Below are 18,406 nucleotides of genomic sequence, written 5' to 3' on the forward strand. Positions count from 1 at the left end.
GTGGTCTCGGGTACGCACTTTGCCGGCGATGTAGAGGGATGTGCGGTCTACATCGTTGACGACATGATCTGCGGCGGCGGCACGATCCTGCGCGCTGCCGAGGCGGTGCGCGCGCGCGGTGCCGCCGAAGTGCATGCCATCGCGACGCATGATCTGCTGACGGACGCAGCCGTCTCGGCCTTCTCCCAGACCACCCTTGTCGACACGATCACCGTGACAGACAGCGTCGCTGCGCTTGAGACAGCCAGAGGTAAGCTTGGCGACCGGCTACGCATCTTGTCATGTGCCCCGATGATTGCCGATGCGATCAAGCGATTGCACCCGCCGCTTGACGGCAGTCAATGAAACCAACGCGCGATTGATCCTACCATATATCTAAAGCGAAGCTGGAAGGAGTGCTCCAAATGGAAATTGCCGCGGCAATGCATAAACAGGCCGACTGGGCCAGTGCCGACACGCCGGTCAGCGAGGTGGCGAAGATCATGCAAAAGGACGATATTGGCGCGATTCCGATCGGCAAGGATGACAAGCTGATCGGCATGGTCACCGATCGCGATATCGCGCTTCGGGTGGTCGCGGCAGGACGTGATCCGGCAAAGACAACCGCCGAGGAGATCATGACCAAGGGCATCGTCTATTGCCGGACGACCGAGACGGTGGAAGACGCCATCCATCTCATGGACCAGAAAAAGATCCGCCGTCTTCCGGTCCTCGACGACAACAAACGGCTCGTGGGCATGCTGAGCCTTGGCGATATTTCCCATTCGGTCAGCAGAGAATTGTCCGGCGAACTGCTGCATGCGGTCGCGGATCATCACAAGTGACCAGAGGCACGCAACAGGTGTCGGTGGGTTTATGCGGCACCGGAAATCGTGAGGAAATTCTATGAAACATATCTATGCAAATGTGTTGGCCATCGCAGGACTCCTTGCGCTGACAGGGTGCGAAAACCTCACTTCGGAACAGCGGACGGTGGTCGGCGTCACTGCCGGAGCCGCCGCTGGTCTGATTACGGCCGAGGCGCTTGATGCCGATAACAACTGGCGCCTGATCGCCGCGCTCGCCGGGGCGGCGGCCGGTACGCTTGTCGCGCAAAATTCAGCGACCGATCTTTGCGCCTATGCCCGCGGCGACGGCACCTATTTCACCGCGCCCTGCCCATAGCGACCAGAACGAGGACTGATCATATGCAAACCGTACCGATCATCGCTTATCACCATGTCGACCCCTCACCGGCGGTCGAGAATCTTGTGCACCGACGCATAAAGGTGCTGGAACGGCGGGACGACCGCCTCACCGGGTGCGAGGTGACGATGGAGGCGCCACAGAAAAGGAAACGGCACGGGCGTGTCTTCAAGGTTCGGCTCAACCTGCATCTGCCCGGCCCTGATGTGTCGATTTCCCGGGAAATCGCCCAAGGCAGCGCGCAGGATGATTTGATCCTGGCGGTGAACCGCGCGTTCACCGCCGCCGAGAAAGCATTGAAGAAGCGTAAAAAGAAGATGGACGGCATTGAGGTGAAGCATCATCCGCCGGTGCTTCACGGCGAAATCGCTGAACTGGAGCCTGAACTTGGATATGGCTGGGTCCAGGCCGATGATGGCCGCAAGGTGTATTTCCAGCGCGACAGCTTGGCCTCTGACGACTGGGAGCGTCTGCACAAAGGCACCCGGCTCCGGTTCCGCGAGATGCAGGGTGACAAGGGGGCCTACGCGGTGTCTGTGACGATTGCCGGTTGAAGGAGATCAGCCCAGGGGAAAACCCGGACACCCGAAAAAAACCATCGCGATCCACGGCTGAACCTGACCTCGGTCAGTGTTCGGGACGATGGTTCTTCAACAGATCCTGCAGGGTGGCAATGGCCTCGATTTCGTCTTCGTCCGCCACACGGGCCAAGGCTTTTGTGTCCCGGATCAAAATGCGGTCGGGTTCGAGAATGTCGATAGCCCCTTGATCGTTGAGAGAATGCAGGGCGCGAGATATCGATTCCGGCCGTGTGCCCAACAGGTGGGCCAGATCGGCCCGGCTGATAGGTATCTTGACCTCGATGCCCTCCGGCCTCGGCAGCAGAATATGGTCGATATCGCGAAACCGCGAACACATCAGGAGCAGGAACCCGGCAATGCGGCCGACGATCTTCTGGTTTGACAGGACGATCAACCATTCCCGCGCCCGGTCAAGTTCGTTGGTGATGTCCAGCAGGAGTGCGCGCTCAAGGTCCGGCGATTGCGTCAGAAGGGTCTCGAATTCCGTCTTGGGAAATGCGCAGCATTCGACCTCTGTCGCCGCCTCGATGGAAAATTCTGCCGCGCCATCAAAAGCCCGACCGAAAATATCCCCCTGGACAAGCAGCCCGACGATATGCTCCCGCCCATCCGCCAATGTCTTTTGCATTCGCAAGATGCCCGTCAGAACGCAGCCAATGAAGCCCATCTCCTCCTGCGCATGAGCCACTATTTGTCCGGCGGAAAAGCTTTTCACACGGCACATCGCGTCCAGCCTGTCCCGTGTTTCGGGCCGAATCTGCGAAAATGACGTCGATCCCAACAGTCCTTGGCGAACTTTTTTTATCTCGCTGGTCATATCACCATCGCTCCTAGATCAGCTGGCCCACGAGGGCGAATCGCTCCAACTTTTCTAAAACACCTTCAGATAATGCTATCATGAATGTCCCACAACCGCCACGAGCGGCAAACCGTCGGAAGGTGCCGGCGTTGACAGATATCAATGACCTTTCGGCGCGGATCAGCTTCCATCCCAAGAGCGCAAAGTGTTCAGAGTGGGGGATGTGATGCGTTACAAAACATGGGCCTTGGTGACCGATGGCGTCCGTGCCCGCATTCTGCGGGATCTCGAGGACGGCAATTCGCATGACCCGATAGAACTCGTCAGCAAGGCGAAATCGACCCATCTGCGCGATTATCTCTCCGACAAGGCGGGCCGCAGCTTCGCATCGGGTGCCGACGGGCGGCGCTCTGCCATGGAACCCGGATCCGACCCGGTGCTGCGCGACATGCAAGACTTTGCACAGGAAACCTTCAGTGTTCTGGAAGACCATTTTCGCAAGAGGAATCTGACCCGGCTGGCGATTTTCGCCGCACCCAAGATGCTAGGGGTCTTGCGCCGCGAAATACCCGCGTCCCTCAAAGATGCCGTGACCCTCGAACGCGATCTCAATCTCGTCAACCTGCCCGAGGCGGATCTGCGCAACGCCGTAATCCGGGCGCTTGGAAAGGAGCCAAAGACATGATTCAGACTTCAAGTGGTTTGGCAGCAGATGTCGGATGCATTGGCGCCGATGCCACCACATCTCTTGCCCAGTGTCGCGGATGCAAGTTGCGCGGATCACAACTTTGCCGCATCATCCTCGATGAACCATCATGCGGCACCCGTCCGCCAGTCCTCCGCCGACTTGGTCGCGGAAAGCGAATCGTCGGGCAAGGTGAGGCCAGCGGCTTTCTCGGAGTGATCCGACGCGGATACGCACGAAAATCCGTGATAAAGCTGAGCGGCAAACGTACCCTGGTTGGCTTGGCAATGCCTGGAGACATCGTTGGCGGGCTTCCCGAACGGGAGCATGACTATGATTTCGAGGCTGCCACCGACATCGAAATCTGCTTTTACGATAGTGCGACAGCGAAGCGGCAACTGGAAGTAAATCAGCCTTTCCGAAGGCGGATGCTGCAGGAAATAGACCATCAGCACCATCGCCTTCTCGGCCATCTCTGGCGCAATGGCACGTTGACCAGCCGCGAGCGGATCATCGCCTTTCTCGTCAGGGCGGTCGAGTTCATGCCGACCGAGCCACTCCCCGACGGAAGCCTCGTCCTGAGCATGGAAATGGACCGGGGCGACTGGGCCGATCTCACCAACACAGCCGTCGAGACGATCAGCCGGACGTTACGGTATCTGGAAGACAAAGGCCTGATTGACAGCCTTACACCCTACCGGTTCCTGCTTCGCGATGTCGACTTGCTTGCGACCATTGCAGGTGTGGAGCCGCCCGCGCGTCGTACTGGAGCGAATGACAAATATAGGCGGATGTAAACTCGCTTCAGGTCAGTGAAATCTGACGACCGGATGACCGCCGTCAATGCACTGGCGCGCGGTGCACATAGATTCAACGCTGTCATGAAACCTGTGTCCGTGCACAAGCGCGGCCTTGCCAGAAGGAGACCTGATCATGTCCAAGAAGAAGTCCGAGATTGAAGTTCGCAAAGAGACGCCACCAGCCACCGTCGAGGGGTGGCCGTCGATGCTATCCCTCAGAAACGAGATCGACCGATTGTTTGACGATTTCGGCGCAGGACTCTGGCGGCAACCGCTGTCACGCCGGGTTCATTCATTGTTCCCCGCAAGTGCCGAATGGGCGCTGCAGCCGGCGACGGAGCTTGTGGAATGTGACGGTGAATACCGGATCACAGCCGAATTGCCGGGAATGGCCGCCGAGGATATCGACATCAAGATGAGCGACGGAACGATCACCATTCGCGGTGAAAAATCGGAGGAGAAGAAAGAGGAAAAGGAGGACTACCTCGTCAGTGAACGCCGCTACGGCGAATTCCAGCGCACCCTTTCCCTGCCCTCCGGCGTCGACGCCGAATCCGTTTCTGCGGATTTCGCCAACGGCGTACTGACCGTGACGTTGCCGAAGACCCCGGAAGCGAAACAGAAGGAACGCAAAGTGGAGGTGAAATCCGCCGCCTGAGCAGACGGCGCAGTCCGAGGCACGGTGCGCCTCCACCCTATAGAGGCGCACCGTGCCTCGGCAGTCATGTCCCTGACCTGCCCCCAAACTATCGGCTGCCGGGGTTTTCTTTTTGATGGCCATCTTGTGGATCTGGTCGAAGGCCATGGTTGCGCGTTCAACTGTGGCGGAGCCGAGGTTTAGCGCCTCATGGACATTCAAAAAAGGCTGGACCGCCTGAACTTACCCCCCATCTTGCAGCCAATCAGAATTTCAGAAAGGCCTTATGCATGACCGCAACCAACGTCTCGAACGTCAACAATCGACCCGACAGAACTTGCTCCCGTTGCGGCGGGGATGACCTTGTCGAATGCGAAACCACGACATCAATCTGGAGCGGGGAAAAGCCTTATGTAATAGAACAAATACCCGCACTGCGTTGTGAAACGTGTTCGGAAGTCCTGATCAACGGCGAGACGGCGGAAACCTTGAAGCAGATTGGTCATGACGTTCTGAACGGAGGCATGACCGGGCGCACGATCGAGGTTCCGGTAATTGCCTTCCCGGCGCCTTCCTACTAAGCTGCGCGTGTTTCCGCCACACCTACGACGTAGTTCTCGCCATAGGCTTTCGCGCAACGCGGGCAGGTTGTGTAGAAGAAATAGATGTCGCCCGGCGTTCCGCCGCGTTTCCTGACCAAGTCCTGCATCTCCTGATACCAGTTGCGCGCCTCACGATAGGGTCCCTCGAAGACCTTGGTGACGAAGTCCCCGGACAGCGTTGTCATCTCCTCGTTTTCGACAGGCTTGCCGACGGAAAAGTAGTGCTCGCTGGCCCAGGGCGAAGTGTCCCGGGTCAGCACGATGCAGTCGTCCGGGTCAACAGCACAGGCATCCTCGATGTGGCCTTGCACACGGGAAAACACTCGGCCCATATTCAGAGGCACATGCATGGCCGACATCGTCACCGCCCGTACCATGGGCTTGTCGCGAAAATGCAGATCCTGCCCGTCCCATCCCTCGGGGTTGAACTTGGGGCAACACCCCGTCGTGTTGATCGACATGTCGTAGCGTGGCAACTCGTTGATCTGCATCCGCCTCTCTCCTCCATCATCTATTGTTTAACGATAGACAGATCGGCACATCCGACATTGATGGCGTGCAATTCGGCGTTCATGACCTCGCGTTGGCCTATCGCGTGCGCTCGATGCTGCCACGGCGAACTTGCACGCGAACCTGACGGGTAGATCCGTCGGTTGGAAACTCCACGATCGTGCCGTCTTCACTGCTCTCATCCTGTGCGTCGACGGCACCGACGTCGCTGCAGTCGACTTGCTGCACCTCTATCGCAATGGAACCGGCCTGCCCCCGCACCGTCGCACGGTAACCGCTCCAGTCGCTCGGAAGGCAGGGCGCGATGCGCAAGGCACCCCCCCGCAGTTCCAGCCCGAGGATTCCTTCCACCGCCAGACGCCATGCCCAAGCTGCGGCACCTGTATACCAGGTCCATCCGGCCCGGCCTTCGAACGGGGCAGCACCACCGACATCTGCCGGCATGACGTAGGGCTCACCGCGGTATGCGCGCATGTCCTCGGGCCGCGCGCTACGGCGCGCGGGGTTGATCAGGTCGAATATCCGGTACGCTTCATCGCCGTCACCGAGCCGCGCGAAGGCCAGCCCGAGCCACGTGGCCGCATGGGTATACTGGCCGCCATTCTCGCGGATACCCGGAGGGTAAGCGCGAATGTAACCGGGATCGCGTGGCGTCTTGTCGAAGGCCGGTGTCAGGAGCCGCACAAGCCGGTGTTGGGGATCGATCAGATGGGCGGCGGCTGACCGAAGCGCCTGCTCGGCGCGCCCCCGGTTCGGAGCCCCTGCCAGAACCGCCCAGGACTGGGCGATGCTGTCAATCCGGCATTCGTCATTCTGCGCCGAACCCCACGGCACACCGTCATCGTCAAAGGCGCGAAGATACCATTCGCCGTCCCAAGCCGAGCTTTCCGCAACTTGCCGCAATTCCCGAGCACGCTTGCGCCAGAACCCCGCCTCATCCGCCCGGCCAGAATGGTCGGCCAGATCGGCACAGGCGTCGCCGCAATAGGCCGCGAACCAAGCCAGCCAGACGCTTTCGCCGCGCCCGCGAGAGCCGACCCGGTCCATGCCGTCATTCCAGTCTCCGCCGCCGATCAGCGGCAGACCGTGGTGCCCGCTGGTCGCGCCGCGCTGCATCGCGCGAAAACAGTGATCGAGCAGCGTTGCCTCCAGTCCGATCTCGAACGCGGCATAACGGTCCTCCTCGTCCTCGGCCAATGGCGGGGCGGAAAGAAAGGGCACCTCTTCCTGCAGGATGGAAGTGTCTCCGGTGGCGCGTATATAGGCGTGGGTGGCATAGACCAGCCAAAGCATATCGTCCGAACAGCGGGTCCTGACACCGCGGTCCTCCGGCGGGTGCCACCAGTGCAGCACATCGCCATCTTCGAACTGATGGCGCGCGCAATCCAGAATGTGGGCGCGCACGCGATGCGGCTCGGACAACAGAAACGCCATCATGTCCTGCAACTGATCGCGGAACCCGATGCCGCCGCTGGCCTGCTGGAGCCCCGCTCGCGCGAGGATGCGGGACGCGAAAGACTGGTAGGGCAGCCAGCGGTTCACCATCAGATCGAAGGTCTCATCCGGTGTCTCGGCACGGATCGCACCCAGACGTTCCTGCCAGACATCCGCCACAGCCTGAGTGGCCGCAGCCGCCTGTTCCGATGACGCGAATGTCTCGGCGAGCTTTTCGATCTCGGCCAGACTGGTGGCAGATCCAAGCACGAAGACCACCTTTTCCGTCGCGCCCGGTGCGATATCGAGATGCACCTGGTAGGCCGCGCATGCGTCGTCTACCGACTCTGTCCGCCCCCAGGGGCTCCAACGCCGCAAGCCTTCGGGCATTGCTATGCCGCCGGGGCCGAGGAACGCCGCACGGTCGCACGTCATCGCATGCGCCTGTCGGCTGGCGGTCAGGAACGCGATCTGGTCGGCAAACGCCGATGACCAGCCGTTTTGCGCGATCAACGCCCGGGAGGTGCCGTGATAGCCTGTTCTGACATGCGGCTTGGCGGTCGACGGCGTCGCCCCCAACTGCCACTCCGCATAACTGGTCGCTGTGATGCGCCGCGGGCGCGTCGTGGTGTTCTTCAGCTCCAGGCTGATCAGCTTGACCGGTGCGTCCTGTGGCACCGAAATTGAAAGGCGCTGCGCAAGTCCGTGCGATGACTGCTCCCAAACCGTCTCACCCGCCTGGTGTATGATGCGGCATTGCGCCCGATCGCCCCTTGGCAATGGTGTGACTGTCCAGACCTGCGCGGTTTCCTCATCCCGCAGATAGACTACTTCGCCCTGCATGTCCGTGACCGGATCGTTTGACCATGGCGTCAGGCGAAATTCCCCGCTGTTCAGGCTCCAGGTGAACCCCAGCCCAGATTCCGTGACGATCGTGCCGAATTCGTCGTTGGCGATGACATTGCACCACGGCACCGGGGTGGCCTCGCCAGGGCCAACCTGCATGAGATAATCGCCACTTTCGGGTACAAAGCCCCCGAGGCCGTTGTCGCAAACGAGGTCTTGGCGCAGGTCCAAAAGCCCAGGCGCCTCGACCATCGGCGAGCCGCCCGGGTCGAAGACCGGTGGTTTGACGTAGTCTTCTTGCGATGTCGGCAGCGCTGCATCCAGCGTCGGCGCTGCACCATCGAGCGTCACCCGCGCAAGCGTCTCGAGAGCGCGCACTTGGGACGGCGAGATCCGGTCGACGCTGTGCAGATGCACTCCGCCATCGCCGCCAAGCCCCTCGGCGAGTCCGGCATCGCGCAGAGCGTCGCGCAGTCTCGTTCCGATCGGCGCTTCGTAGCTTGAAGCCTTCGTGCCGAGAACCACAAGATCGGAACGCAGACCATTTCGTCTGAGCCAACGCTGCGTACGCACGATGGGGGGCAGCAGATCGGCGTTTTCAGCATCCGCGACCCGAACGAGGATGATCGGGTGATCACCGGAAACGCCAAGCCCCCACAGGTCCGGCTGTCCAGGTCCCGCGATCTCTCCGTTTGCGGCAGCTCGTGCAGTCGGACAGAGCAGACGGGTGGCCAGGCGCTGTGTCCCGGCCATATCCGATGGTGTCAGGCCAACACGATTTGCCTGATCCGCGGCTGACCGTGCTGCATCCTCGAAGGCCCAGTCCAGTGCGGGAGCGGTCGCGTAGCGTTCCGCCGTGTCGATAGCCTCTTGTCGCGAACCTGCTCCGATCGTGAGATATGCGAATGTTGCACGTTGCCCCGGCGCAAGACTGACCCGCGCCCGCAGCGCTGCAACCGGATCGAGCGTCCAACCGGCCGCCTGTGTCATTTCTGCGTTTGCGGCATCGAGACAAGTTCCGTGGCGACCGACCAACGCCCGCCTGTCCGTCTCGGTGCCCACATGGACCACACCCCCATCCTCACACAAAAGTCGGTGCAGCATCACCGGAGGCGCATCTTCGGGCCGTCGTGGACGCCGGGTGAAAACCACGGCGTCCATATCCGATAGGATCTCGCTCCTGACGAATAGCTTGCTGAAGGCCGGATGGCGTTCATGGGCCGCATGAGGCGCAAGGATCGGTTCCGCATAGCTTGTGACATCGACGACCCGACGGCGGTCGTCATGATTGACCAGCGTCACACGCCGGATTTCCACGTCATCCGCCGCAGCGACGCAAATCTCCTGTGTTGCGGCGATGTCATGGCGTTGCAGGTGGAAGGACGCTTTTTCGGCATGGAACATGACATCAACCCACTGCTCGGCCGTGCGCCGGAATTCCCATGTCGCGCCATCCTCGGCATCGCGCAGCAAGAGCCGCGCCGCGCCATCGTCAATGACGGGGTCGCTGACCCAACGGGTCAACGACTGCCCGTGCCGCAAGATACTCCCCGTTGCCGCGCTCGACAGCCAGACCGAGAGATGGCCGTTTCCGAGCGTGTGGACCTGCGGCGCATCCGTTTCCTCGGCGGGCCAGCCGTGCAGCGGGCGTATGCGTCGTTCGATCTGCTCCGGAAGCGTCGAGCCTGCGTCCGGCAACGGCTCGGGGATATACTCCCACGGCACCCGTTCATGCATCAGCAGATCGATGGCCGAAATGCGCGGGTCGCGGTGGAAGCGACGCACGAAGACACTGTTATTGAGCGCGTTGCCAATGGCGGACAGAAGCATGCCCTGGTGGTGCGCCATATAGGTGAAAACCGGCACATGGGTGGCTGTTTCGGGTATCCGTGAAGGCGTGAAGTCAACTGCATCGAAAAATCCGTAGCGCCCCCGGATTCCCAGCGCCTCGAGTCGGCGCAGATTGTCCGCGGCGGCCCCAGGCCGAACCGACAGCGCAAGCGCACTGGCGTAGGGGGCAACCACGTAATCCTCCGCAAGTCCCTGGCGCATGCCCAGCCCGGCCACACCAAACGCGCGATACTGGTAGTTCTGTGCCGTGTCTCGTGCGGCAAACGCGGCTTCTGACACGCCCCAGGGCAAACCGAGCCTGTCCCCGTAGCGACGCTGAATATCGACGGCAGCTTGCTCGCTCTGGCCCAGCAACTGACCCGGCGCGCTGCGGATCAGCAGCGCCGGCATCAGGAACTCGAACATCGATCCATTCCATGACAGGACCGTCAGAGGACCGGAGGAACGTGAGATCGGTCGCCCCAGGTGGAACCAGTGCTCGGACGGAACATCGCCTTTGGCGATGGCGATGTAGCTGGCCAGCCGCGCCTCGGAGGCAAGCAGATCGTAGCGATGGTCGTCCATCCGGTCGAAGCTGAGATTGTAACCGATAAAGAACGTCCGGGTATCGCGGTCGTACAGGAAAGAGAAATCCATTCCCATCGCCAGTCTGTCGGCCTTCTCGGCAAGGGACAACAGGGTGTTGCGCAAAGCCGCCTGTGCGGTCTGTCCGGTGGAAATGGCCGTTTGCAGTTCCACGAACTTGAGGCCCGTTTTCCCGAGGCTTTCAAGGCCATCTTGCATGTGTTCGAACACATCATCGAGCTGCCCAAGCGACATGTCCGGCTTCAGCCGGTCCGCGATCTCGGCACCGCATCCCTCGATCTCCAACCAACCGTCCATCGCCAGCCACGGGCAAAGGGTTTCGAGACCACGCAGGAAGCTGGCCGCGTGATGGCGGCAGCGCTCGAACCAGAAATGCAATTCGCCCGGATCGGCGCCCGGCTTGGCATCCAGGGCTTTCAGGATCGCCCCGGATAGCTTGGGCAAGTCTTCGTCGAGACTCCGACACAGGGCTCTGCGCCAGCCAGCCGGATCATCGCGAACCGCTTCGGCAGTGTCGCAAAGGGCGCGGATCCGCGCCTGTATCGCCTTTGAATGTTCGGTCGGCAGATCTTCGGCCGCCTCCGCCAGGACGCCAAGCGTATCGATGAACCCGTCCCAGAGGGAACGCGACAGCGCCGGGCCATTCGCGGCCTCGATAAGGCCTTCGCGCAGCGTCAGAAGTGCCACCGCGAGGTTGCCACTGTCCACTGTCGAGACATAGCGCGGCTCCAGCGACAGAAGGGTGCGCGTATCGAACCAATTCACGAGATGCCCTTGGTGGCGCTCGATCCGCTCCAATGCCTCAAGCGCATACTCGGTCCGCTGCGCGAGGTCGCGCAGCCCGATATGTCCCAGATCAAGTGCCGTCATGGACGACAAAAATTGCATCCCGACATTCGTGGGCGACGATCGGTGGGCGATTTTCGCCTCGGGATCGGTCTGGTAGTTGTCGGGCGCCAGCCAATTGTCCTCGGGTCCGGCGAAGGTCTCGAAATAGGCCCATGTGCGCCGCGCGATGTGGCGCAACCACGCAACGTCGGTGTCCGAAAGACTGTCCTCCCCGGGCCGCCATGGTCGGCAAATCAGGTACGCGATTTCCGGCGACAATATCCAGAGCGCCAGCAGCGGCAGGGCGCCGGGCAAGGCGACGGGCGCCAGAACGGCCAGTGTTGTCGTCATGGCGAGACCAAGCAAGGGTGCGCCCGCCATTTCGATCCAGAAGCGCGCCCGCGTATCAGCCCCGGTCGCGGCCACGTGGGCAGCGGTCGACCATTCCAGCATCTTGCGCCGCGACACAATAAGCCGCCACAGCGCACGTCCGATGGCATCGAGGCAGATGACGGCCTCGTTCGCCATGAACACGATTTCCAGAAGCCACCGGCCAGCGTGGTCGCGCAATTGTCGCCAGCGGTCCTGCACGGCACCGCGGCGACGCCCGCGCGAGATACCCGTGACGAGATAGGTCACGAGATAGGTGCCTGGGGCCGCCACGAACAGCAGGGTCCAGATGAGTGCCGCTTCGGGGATCACGAGCCAGCCGCAAAGGGCAAGCAGCACAAGAGACGGAGCGATCAGACTCCGGCGGAGGTTATCTACGATCTTCCAACGATCGAGTGCAGACAGAGGATTGCGCAACCGATCCCCGTTGCGCCCCGGTGCCTGCCGGCCGAGCCAGGGCAACAATTGCCAGTCCCCGCGAATCCAGCGGTGCATACGGCGTGCAAAATCCGGATAGCGCGCCGGAAATCCTTCGTAGAGCACGATATCGGATGCCAGAGCCGCCCGCCCGTGCAGCCCCTCGAACAGGTCGTGGCTGACCAGCGCGTTTTCCGGAACCCGGTTCGCGAGGCTGCGCCGAAAGGCCATTGCATCATAAGCCCCCTTTCCGGTGAAAATCCCCTCGCCAAATAGGTCCTGATAAACGTCGGACACCGCGCGGCTGTAGATGTCGATGGCGGTGTCGCCGGTATAAAGCCGCGTGAAGGGCGAAACCGCCCCCGCTTCCGGGGATATCTCGATCCTGGGCTGGATGAACGTGTAACCCGCGACGACACGCTCTCCCTCCCCGGCGAACTCCACCCGGTTGAGCGGATGGGCAAGCGCGCCAAGAAGACTGTGAACCGCACCCGGGGGCGCAATCGTGTCGGCATCGAGCGTCACGACAAACCTTGCGGCGCGCAATCCTTCGGCATCCCCCTCGGTCAGGGGGAAGGCATCCTCGGCCTCGTCATGCAGGAATTCGTTGAACGCTTCGATCTTGCCGCGCTTGCGCTCCCAACCCATCCAGATGCCGTCCGCCTCGTTCCATCTGCGTCGGCGATGGAGCAGGACGAAGGGCGCGGTCTTCTTGTATCGGCGGTTCAACTCGCGGATTCCGTTGACGAGCGCGGCCTCAAGCGCCTGGTCCCCATCCATCACTTGTAGCGCGGCATCGGCAGGGTCGCTCAACAGCGCATAGTGCATCCGCGGATCCGGGTTTGTCAGCATGTGCCGTTCCAGCTGCGCAAGAACGGGCGCAACCTCGTCGGGACTTCGAAAAATGGCCGGGATGATGACGGCGGCTTCGACGCCTTCGGGCAGCCCCTTTCGGAAATCCATCTTGGGCAGAACCCGCGGTGGCAGGATCTGCGTGACAAGCCAGTTGGTCACCGTCACCGCAATGATCGACGCAGGCATTGTGAGCAGCAATGTGCCAAAGGCAAGAGCAACCCCGCCTGCATCCCTGGCCATGAGAAGCGCAAGCGGTACGGCAAGCGCCAATGCGGCAACTCCGAAAAGGCCCGTGACGTAAACCCAACCCGGCCGGCGGAGCGCCAGGCGGCGGAACGCGGCGGCGCGCTTGCTGCGGTAGCCTGCCCGCGCCTCGAATGCGCCACGGCCACCATCGACCAGCCACCATCCGACATGGCTCTGGCGAAGCGACCCCGTATGGTCGCGCGACATGCGAACAGCCTCGCGCGCGATGTCCGGCTCCGACTGTCCGGTTCCTTCGGCGAGGTCCTCGATCGCCTGCCGATACCGATCTCGCGTGTCGAAATCCATCTCAGGATAAAGACCGTCGGGTGACGTGCGCAGGACTGCCTCGACATGGCTTGTCGCTTCGACAAATGCTTTCCAGTCGATCCGCTCAATTGCGCCAAGCGCCATGATCGCGCGCGACAGGGCATCGGTCGGATCCCGGTCTCGCCAGCTCCTAGGCCTCTCCAGCCCTTGAAATGGTTGTGCGAGTTCCGGGACAAGACAACAGAGGGTCGTCATGATTTCTTCAATCGCCACGAGCCTGAGCATCGCAGGGAAAGCCCAAAGCTCGGCGAGGGAGAGCCCCTCCCCGCCTTGGAAATCATCCACGAAAGCCGTGGCAGTGGCGGCGTCGATCTGCGCATGCGTTTTATCAACGTAGTTGCGTGCAGCGAGAAGCGCACGCGGAATTCCATGCGCTTCGGGCAGGGCGGATCGTGCTAAGCGGCGATAGAAGGCCGGCGGCATATCCTCGCGCACCCGGCGCACCGCACGACGCACATGATACTCGTTGTCAAGCAGCCACTCTGCCGCCTTCGAGACTTCGGGCGGTGGCGCGCGGCAAAAGCGCCGCGCCTCATCCAGCCACGCGGGAACCCTGTCGAGGCGCTTCCATACGGGCACTGCCCGCGGCGGACCAGGGTCCACGCCATTGTGCTGTTCTTGATTTTCGGACGCAGCGAGGACAGGTTCGTGCAATGGCGAATACGGCTCCGTCACGTCGCTTGCCGCAAGACGGCCGACCTTCTCGGTGCCGCACCGCCAGCACGATGATTGCTCATCTCCGCGTTCCGGATCAGCAGGACCGGTGTCACGGCACGGGAGAGAAGATATTCCGCAGTGCTTCCGATAGGCAGATCGGGGTCATTTCCCAGCCCGCGGGCCGAAAGCACCACGAGCTCGCCTCGTTCCTCGCAAATAGCCTTCATCAGAGCCCTGCGTGGCTCATCGCCGCTGAGTTGACGGACCCGGTTGCCGTGCTTGTGGGCCGGGAGCAAGCGACGCAAACGCTCGAGCCGGTCTTCGACAGTGCGAGCCGCCTCCTGCTTGAGTTCGCGCCCGAGCGCCCCATCTCCCTTTTCTGTCCGTCCAGCGCCGAGCGCCTCGACAGGCGAAGCCGCGTGAAGAATGACGAGTTCTGCCGCGCGGACCCGCGCAATCGCGGCGGCAAAGCGAAGCGCGGCCTCCGAAGGCGGTGATCCGTCCATCGGCACTATGATGCGGCGGGTCCTGGGAAGCTCACCAGCGATTTCGTCTGGAACAATCAGAACCGATCCGTGAAAGATTTCTGCAAGGTGCCTTGCCGTCCCTCCCAGGCCCCATCGGCTCGGGGTCCCGAAAGCCCCTGCGCCCAAGACCAGAAGATCTACATCGCATCGGAGTGCCTCGTCGTGGATGCACCGTGCGGCGGAACCGCAAGCCACGATCGCACGTATGTCGGTGGTTGCCCCGGCCATGTCGGACATTCGCAGGAGATCGGCAGTCTCATAGCGTCTGGTCAATTCCCAGTCGACGGGATCGGCGCACTGAACCCTGGACGGCCCGGCGGGCACGACTCGCATGGCTGTCAGGTCAGCCCCCGTCTGATTGGCCAGCAAAACGGCTTGTTCCAGTATGGGCGCGGCATCTGGGGACCGGTCGACGCAAGCCATCACATGGTTGAACAGGCGAGCTTTGTTCCCTTTCCCAGGTGGTCGGTCCGCTATGGCCGACCCGGAATGAATTTCAGTCATGGTACCTCCTGTTCACGGGACGCAAAGTTGTTGCACAAGGCGTGGGCTTACTTGCTATCCGCACAGGCGTGGCGTCCATTGACAGGGCGCAATTGGCTCGCCTTGTGCCTGACACTGCCATAACGCGATCAAAGCGGTTTGATGTCATTGATAGCGGTCAATGAAGCGGTTTTGGCTGCGTTTAGAACGGTAAACGTAGCGAGTGCACAAGTTGCTGTAATGTTTCGCCCGAACCCGTTGTCGAGTCAGATCGTGTCGGCGGGCGAGTTGGATACTCGGTGTGTGCGTCTTGGAGCGCAACTCGCGAACATAGTTCATCTGCCTTCGACGACACGAAGTTCGGGCAGCAAACCGGTTGTGTAAATGGTGGGTGGGTAGAGAACGGCGGCGACCAGTCGGTTGCCGCCGTGCTTATTGATAGATAACCCGCTACACCCGAGGTTGCGTCACCGGATGCGGCCTGCAGAGGTATCCTACCTGGCAAAACGTCGGCCCATTGACCGCCATCATCGACAGTAAGATACTGCGGCACCAAATTGGCACGAGACAAATTCGATGGAGGCAGTGATGGCCTACAAAAAGCTGCTGTTTCGATCAGAAGCCCGCGAATCGCTCCTGAAGGGTACCGGGGCTCTGGCGGATGCCGTCCGTATTACCCTCGGTCCGAGGTCCAAGTCCGTTCTTATCCAGAAGAGCTTCGGCGCACCAATTGTTTGTGACGACGGGGTCACCATTGCCAAGGAGTTCCGGCTCAAGGAACGCGAAGAAGATATGGGCGCGCAACTGCTGCGCCAGGCGGCAGAGAGGACTGGTGATGCCGTGGGCGATGGAACCACGACCTCGACACTCATCGCACATTCACTGTTCTCGGAAGGTGTGCGGAACGTGGCTGCTGGCGCTACGGGGGTGGAAATCAGGCGCGGGTTCGAGGAGGCCCTAAACGCCGCCGTGGCGGCTCTGCGCGACTTGTCCCGACCGGTGCAGTCCCGCAAGGAGAAAAGCCAGGTCGCCTCGATTTCCGCGCATGGCGATCAGACGATCGGCGAGCTTGTCGCCGATGCGATGGAGAAAGTCGGTGACGACGGCGCCATCATGGTCGAAGAATCCCGCACGACCGAAACGGTGCTTGAGGTCGTCGAGGGGCTGCAATTCGACCGCGGCTACATCTCTCCCTATTTTGTTACTGATTCCGAGGCATTGACGGCACAACTCGAGGATCCCGCGATCCTGCTGCACGAGAAGAAGCTTAGCGGGCTGCGACCGCTGGTGCCGCTTCTCGAATCGGTGATGCAGGCAGGTCGCGCGCTGCTCATCGTGGCCGACGATCTGGACGACGAGGCGCTTGCGACACTTGTGGTCAACAGACTGCGCGGGACACTCAAGGTTATTGCCGTGAAGGCGCCGGGTTTCGGCGACAGGCGGCGCGCCATGCTGGAGGATATTGCGGCGCTGACAGGCTGTCGCCTTGTTTCGTCCGACCTCGGGGTCGACATCGAAAAACTCACCCTTGATGACTTGGGGCGGGCAACATCCGTTCGTGTCGACAGGGATTCGACAACCATTGTCGGCGGAGCCGGCGACCCGGCCGAGATCAAGGCCCGGATCGCGCAGATCAAGCTGCAGATCGACGAAAGCACATCGGACTACGATCGTGAGAAACTTAGCGAACGTCTTGCGAAACTGTCCGGAGGCGTGGCGGTCATTCGGGCAGGTGCTGCGACAGAGGCGGAGTTGAAGTCGCGCAAGGAGGCGCTGGACGATGCAATCAATGCCACGAAGGCCGCGGTCGAGGAAGGCGTCGTGCCCGGTGGTGGCCTCGCGCTTGTCCGCGTGATCGAAACCGTCGAGACAGTGGCAAAGGAGATGGAAGGCAACCGCCGGACAGGCGTGCTTTGCCTCGCCCGAGCTCTCGGGGCGCCTGCCCTACAGATTGCGGAGAACTCGGCCATGGATGGAGGTGTCGTGCTTGCCGAAATGAAGAAGGGGGCCGGCGCATGGGGGTTCGATGCGGCGCGAAACATCTACACTGATTTGCTGGAGGCCGGTATCCTCGACCCGACAAAGGTTGTCCGCATCGCCCTCGAAAACGCGGTGTCCGTTGCCGGTACGCTACTTCTGACCGAAGCGACGATGGTTGAGGTGTCGGAAGACGACGACAAACCCGCGCGTCAGGCGCTCGACGCCTATGCCTGATCGCGCAGCAGCCGACATGCCGCTTGTGCCGACGCAAAACAAGTTGATTGCTGCACGTTTGAACGAATACGCAGACCTGTTGGAGGCTCAGGGCGACGATGGGTTCCGGATCAAGGCCTACCGCACCGCCGCCCGCGAAATCGAGGCGCTCTCAGATTCCCTCCGCAACGTTTTTGAAACGGGCGGTGCAAAAGCGCTCGTCGCGTTGCGCGGGGTCGGTTGGGGCATCGCCGCTGCGATCGTTGAGATGTTGACAACCGGGCACTGGCAACAGCTCGACCGCCTGAAAGGCAGCCTGACGCCAGAAGCCCTGTTCGGTTCCATTCCCGGCATCGGCGAGAAACTTGCCAGCCGCCTGGTCAATACGCTGGACATCGAAACGCTGGAAGATCTGGAAGCAGCGCTTCGTCTCGGCGAAAAACCTGTCCCCGGCATCGGGCCAAGGCGGCGGGCGGCCATTCTGGCGGTGCTGGGTCAAAGATTGGAGCGACATCGCCGCGAGACTACGATGGCCCATGGTGGTGATGAGCCACCGGTTTCACTTCTGCTGGATGCAGACGCTCTCTACCGCGCCAAGGCCGCAGCCGGAGATTTACGGCGCATAGCGCCGAAACGCTTCAATCCGACCGGCGAGGCGTGGCTGCCGATCATGCACGCCCGGCGCGGTGACTGGCATCTGACCGTATTGTACTCGAACACGGCGCGAGCGCATGAACTCGATCGCACACGCGATTGGGTCGTAATCTATTTCCAAGACGCAGACGGGCCCGAGGGTCGCCGCACCGTTGTGACCGAACGGACGGGTTCGTTGGCCGGAATACGTGTCGTCCGCGGTCGTGAGGAGGAATGCAGACAGCACTACGCGACATCCCCGACCGGCGTCACTGCTGCTGTCAAGAACACGCCACCCCTTGAAACGGGGTAACGCGTTCAGGGGGCAGCACTCT

General features: G+C 61.6%; 14 protein-coding genes. 10 read left to right on the forward strand and 4 right to left on the reverse strand.

What is annotated here, in order from left to right:
- The 4 genes from ACSHXH_RS08320 to ACSHXH_RS08335 form a co-directional block, all read left to right on the forward strand.
- On the forward strand, positions 1-345 hold a 345-nt coding region (locus ACSHXH_RS08320), incomplete at its 5' end, for a phosphoribosyltransferase family protein (protein ID WP_435671324.1).
- Between the two features lie 59 nt (positions 346-404).
- Positions 405-824, forward strand: a complete 420-nt coding sequence (locus ACSHXH_RS08325; protein WP_435671325.1) for a CBS domain-containing protein — start codon at positions 405-407, stop codon at positions 822-824.
- A 61-nt stretch (positions 825-885) separates the two neighbouring features.
- Complete coding sequence (locus ACSHXH_RS08330) at positions 886-1,164, forward strand: glycine zipper 2TM domain-containing protein (RefSeq protein WP_435671326.1); 279 nt, start codon at positions 886-888, stop codon at positions 1,162-1,164.
- A 23-nt stretch (positions 1,165-1,187) separates the two neighbouring features.
- Complete coding sequence (locus tag ACSHXH_RS08335; RefSeq protein ID WP_435671327.1) at positions 1,188-1,739, forward strand: HPF/RaiA family ribosome-associated protein; 552 nt, start codon at positions 1,188-1,190, stop codon at positions 1,737-1,739.
- Between the two features lie 73 nt (positions 1,740-1,812).
- On the opposite strand, the gene ACSHXH_RS08340 is transcribed toward ACSHXH_RS08335, so the two are convergent.
- Positions 1,813-2,583 carry a Crp/Fnr family transcriptional regulator gene (locus tag ACSHXH_RS08340; RefSeq protein ID WP_435671328.1) on the reverse strand — a complete coding sequence of 257 codons (771 nt, stop codon included), beginning with the start codon at positions 2,581-2,583 and terminating at the stop codon, positions 1,813-1,815.
- Positions 2,584-2,791: 208 nt separating this feature from the next.
- Here ACSHXH_RS08340 and ACSHXH_RS08345 point away from each other — a divergent pair, with 208 nt between their 5' ends.
- The 4 genes from ACSHXH_RS08345 to ACSHXH_RS08360 all read left to right on the forward strand — a co-directional run bounded on the left by ACSHXH_RS08345 (position 2,792) and on the right by ACSHXH_RS08360 (position 5,268).
- On the forward strand, positions 2,792-3,250 hold the full coding sequence (locus ACSHXH_RS08345) for a host attachment protein (RefSeq protein ID WP_435671329.1): 459 nt from the start codon (positions 2,792-2,794) through the stop codon (positions 3,248-3,250).
- Positions 3,247-4,047 (forward strand): Crp/Fnr family transcriptional regulator, encoded by an 801-nt coding sequence (locus tag ACSHXH_RS08350; RefSeq protein WP_435671330.1) that lies wholly within the window; start codon positions 3,247-3,249, stop codon positions 4,045-4,047. The genes ACSHXH_RS08345 and ACSHXH_RS08350 overlap by 4 nt, the downstream gene beginning before the upstream one ends.
- 136 nt (positions 4,048-4,183) lie before the next feature.
- The gene (locus ACSHXH_RS08355) at positions 4,184-4,708 is read left to right on the forward strand and encodes an Hsp20/alpha crystallin family protein (RefSeq protein ID WP_435671331.1); all 525 of its coding nucleotides are present in this window, start codon (positions 4,184-4,186) and stop codon (positions 4,706-4,708) included.
- A gap of 269 nt (positions 4,709-4,977) precedes the next feature.
- Positions 4,978-5,268 (forward strand): YgiT-type zinc finger protein, encoded by a 291-nt coding sequence (locus ACSHXH_RS08360; protein WP_435671332.1) that lies wholly within the window; start codon positions 4,978-4,980, stop codon positions 5,266-5,268.
- Here ACSHXH_RS08360 and ACSHXH_RS08365 read toward each other — a convergent pair.
- From ACSHXH_RS08365 to ACSHXH_RS08375, 3 genes are all read right to left on the reverse strand, one after another.
- Positions 5,265-5,780, reverse strand: coding sequence for a hydrolase (locus ACSHXH_RS08365; RefSeq protein ID WP_435671333.1), 516 nt, complete (start codon positions 5,778-5,780; stop codon positions 5,265-5,267). The genes ACSHXH_RS08360 and ACSHXH_RS08365 overlap by 4 nt on opposite strands.
- A 97-nt stretch (positions 5,781-5,877) precedes the next feature.
- Positions 5,878-14,157 carry a GH36-type glycosyl hydrolase domain-containing protein gene (locus tag ACSHXH_RS08370; RefSeq protein ID WP_435671334.1) on the reverse strand — a complete coding sequence of 2,760 codons (8,280 nt, stop codon included), beginning with the start codon at positions 14,155-14,157 and terminating at the stop codon, positions 5,878-5,880.
- Between the two features lie 92 nt (positions 14,158-14,249).
- The gene (locus ACSHXH_RS08375) at positions 14,250-15,266 is read right to left on the reverse strand and encodes a universal stress protein (RefSeq protein WP_435671335.1); all 1,017 of its coding nucleotides are present in this window, start codon (positions 15,264-15,266) and stop codon (positions 14,250-14,252) included.
- A 567-nt stretch (positions 15,267-15,833) separates the two neighbouring features.
- Here ACSHXH_RS08375 and groL point away from each other — a divergent pair.
- Positions 15,834-17,459, forward strand: coding sequence for a chaperonin GroEL (gene groL / locus ACSHXH_RS08380; protein ID WP_435671336.1), 1,626 nt, complete (start codon positions 15,834-15,836; stop codon positions 17,457-17,459).
- Positions 17,452-18,384 carry a DNA-binding protein gene (locus ACSHXH_RS08385; RefSeq protein ID WP_435671337.1) on the forward strand — a complete coding sequence of 311 codons (933 nt, stop codon included), beginning with the start codon at positions 17,452-17,454 and terminating at the stop codon, positions 18,382-18,384. Before groL ends, ACSHXH_RS08385 begins: the two co-directional genes overlap by 8 nt.
- Positions 18,385-18,406: the final 22 nt, after the last annotated feature.

The sequence above is a fragment of the Marivita sp. genome (assembly GCF_051251565.1).
Taxonomy (GTDB): domain Bacteria; phylum Pseudomonadota; class Alphaproteobacteria; order Rhodobacterales; family Rhodobacteraceae; genus Marivita.

Coding starts and splice junctions, on each gene's coding strand:
- ACSHXH_RS08350 (WP_435671330.1), top strand. CDS start 3,247: ATGATTCAGACTTCAAGTGGTTTGGCAGCAGATGTCGGATGCATTGGC.
- ACSHXH_RS08345 (WP_435671329.1), top strand. CDS start 2,792: ATGCGTTACAAAACATGGGCCTTGGTGACCGATGGCGTCCGTGCCCGC.
- ACSHXH_RS08340 (WP_435671328.1), bottom strand. CDS start 2,583: ATGACCAGCGAGATAAAAAAAGTTCGCCAAGGACTGTTGGGATCGACG.
- groL (WP_435671336.1), top strand. CDS start 15,834: ATGGCCTACAAAAAGCTGCTGTTTCGATCAGAAGCCCGCGAATCGCTC.
- ACSHXH_RS08335 (WP_435671327.1), top strand. CDS start 1,188: ATGCAAACCGTACCGATCATCGCTTATCACCATGTCGACCCCTCACCG.
- ACSHXH_RS08330 (WP_435671326.1), top strand. CDS start 886: ATGAAACATATCTATGCAAATGTGTTGGCCATCGCAGGACTCCTTGCG.
- ACSHXH_RS08355 (WP_435671331.1), top strand. CDS start 4,184: ATGTCCAAGAAGAAGTCCGAGATTGAAGTTCGCAAAGAGACGCCACCA.
- ACSHXH_RS08385 (WP_435671337.1), top strand. CDS start 17,452: ATGCCTGATCGCGCAGCAGCCGACATGCCGCTTGTGCCGACGCAAAAC.
- ACSHXH_RS08325 (WP_435671325.1), top strand. CDS start 405: ATGGAAATTGCCGCGGCAATGCATAAACAGGCCGACTGGGCCAGTGCC.
- ACSHXH_RS08375 (WP_435671335.1), bottom strand. CDS start 15,266: ATGACTGAAATTCATTCCGGGTCGGCCATAGCGGACCGACCACCTGGG.
- ACSHXH_RS08365 (WP_435671333.1), bottom strand. CDS start 5,780: ATGCAGATCAACGAGTTGCCACGCTACGACATGTCGATCAACACGACG.
- ACSHXH_RS08360 (WP_435671332.1), top strand. CDS start 4,978: ATGACCGCAACCAACGTCTCGAACGTCAACAATCGACCCGACAGAACT.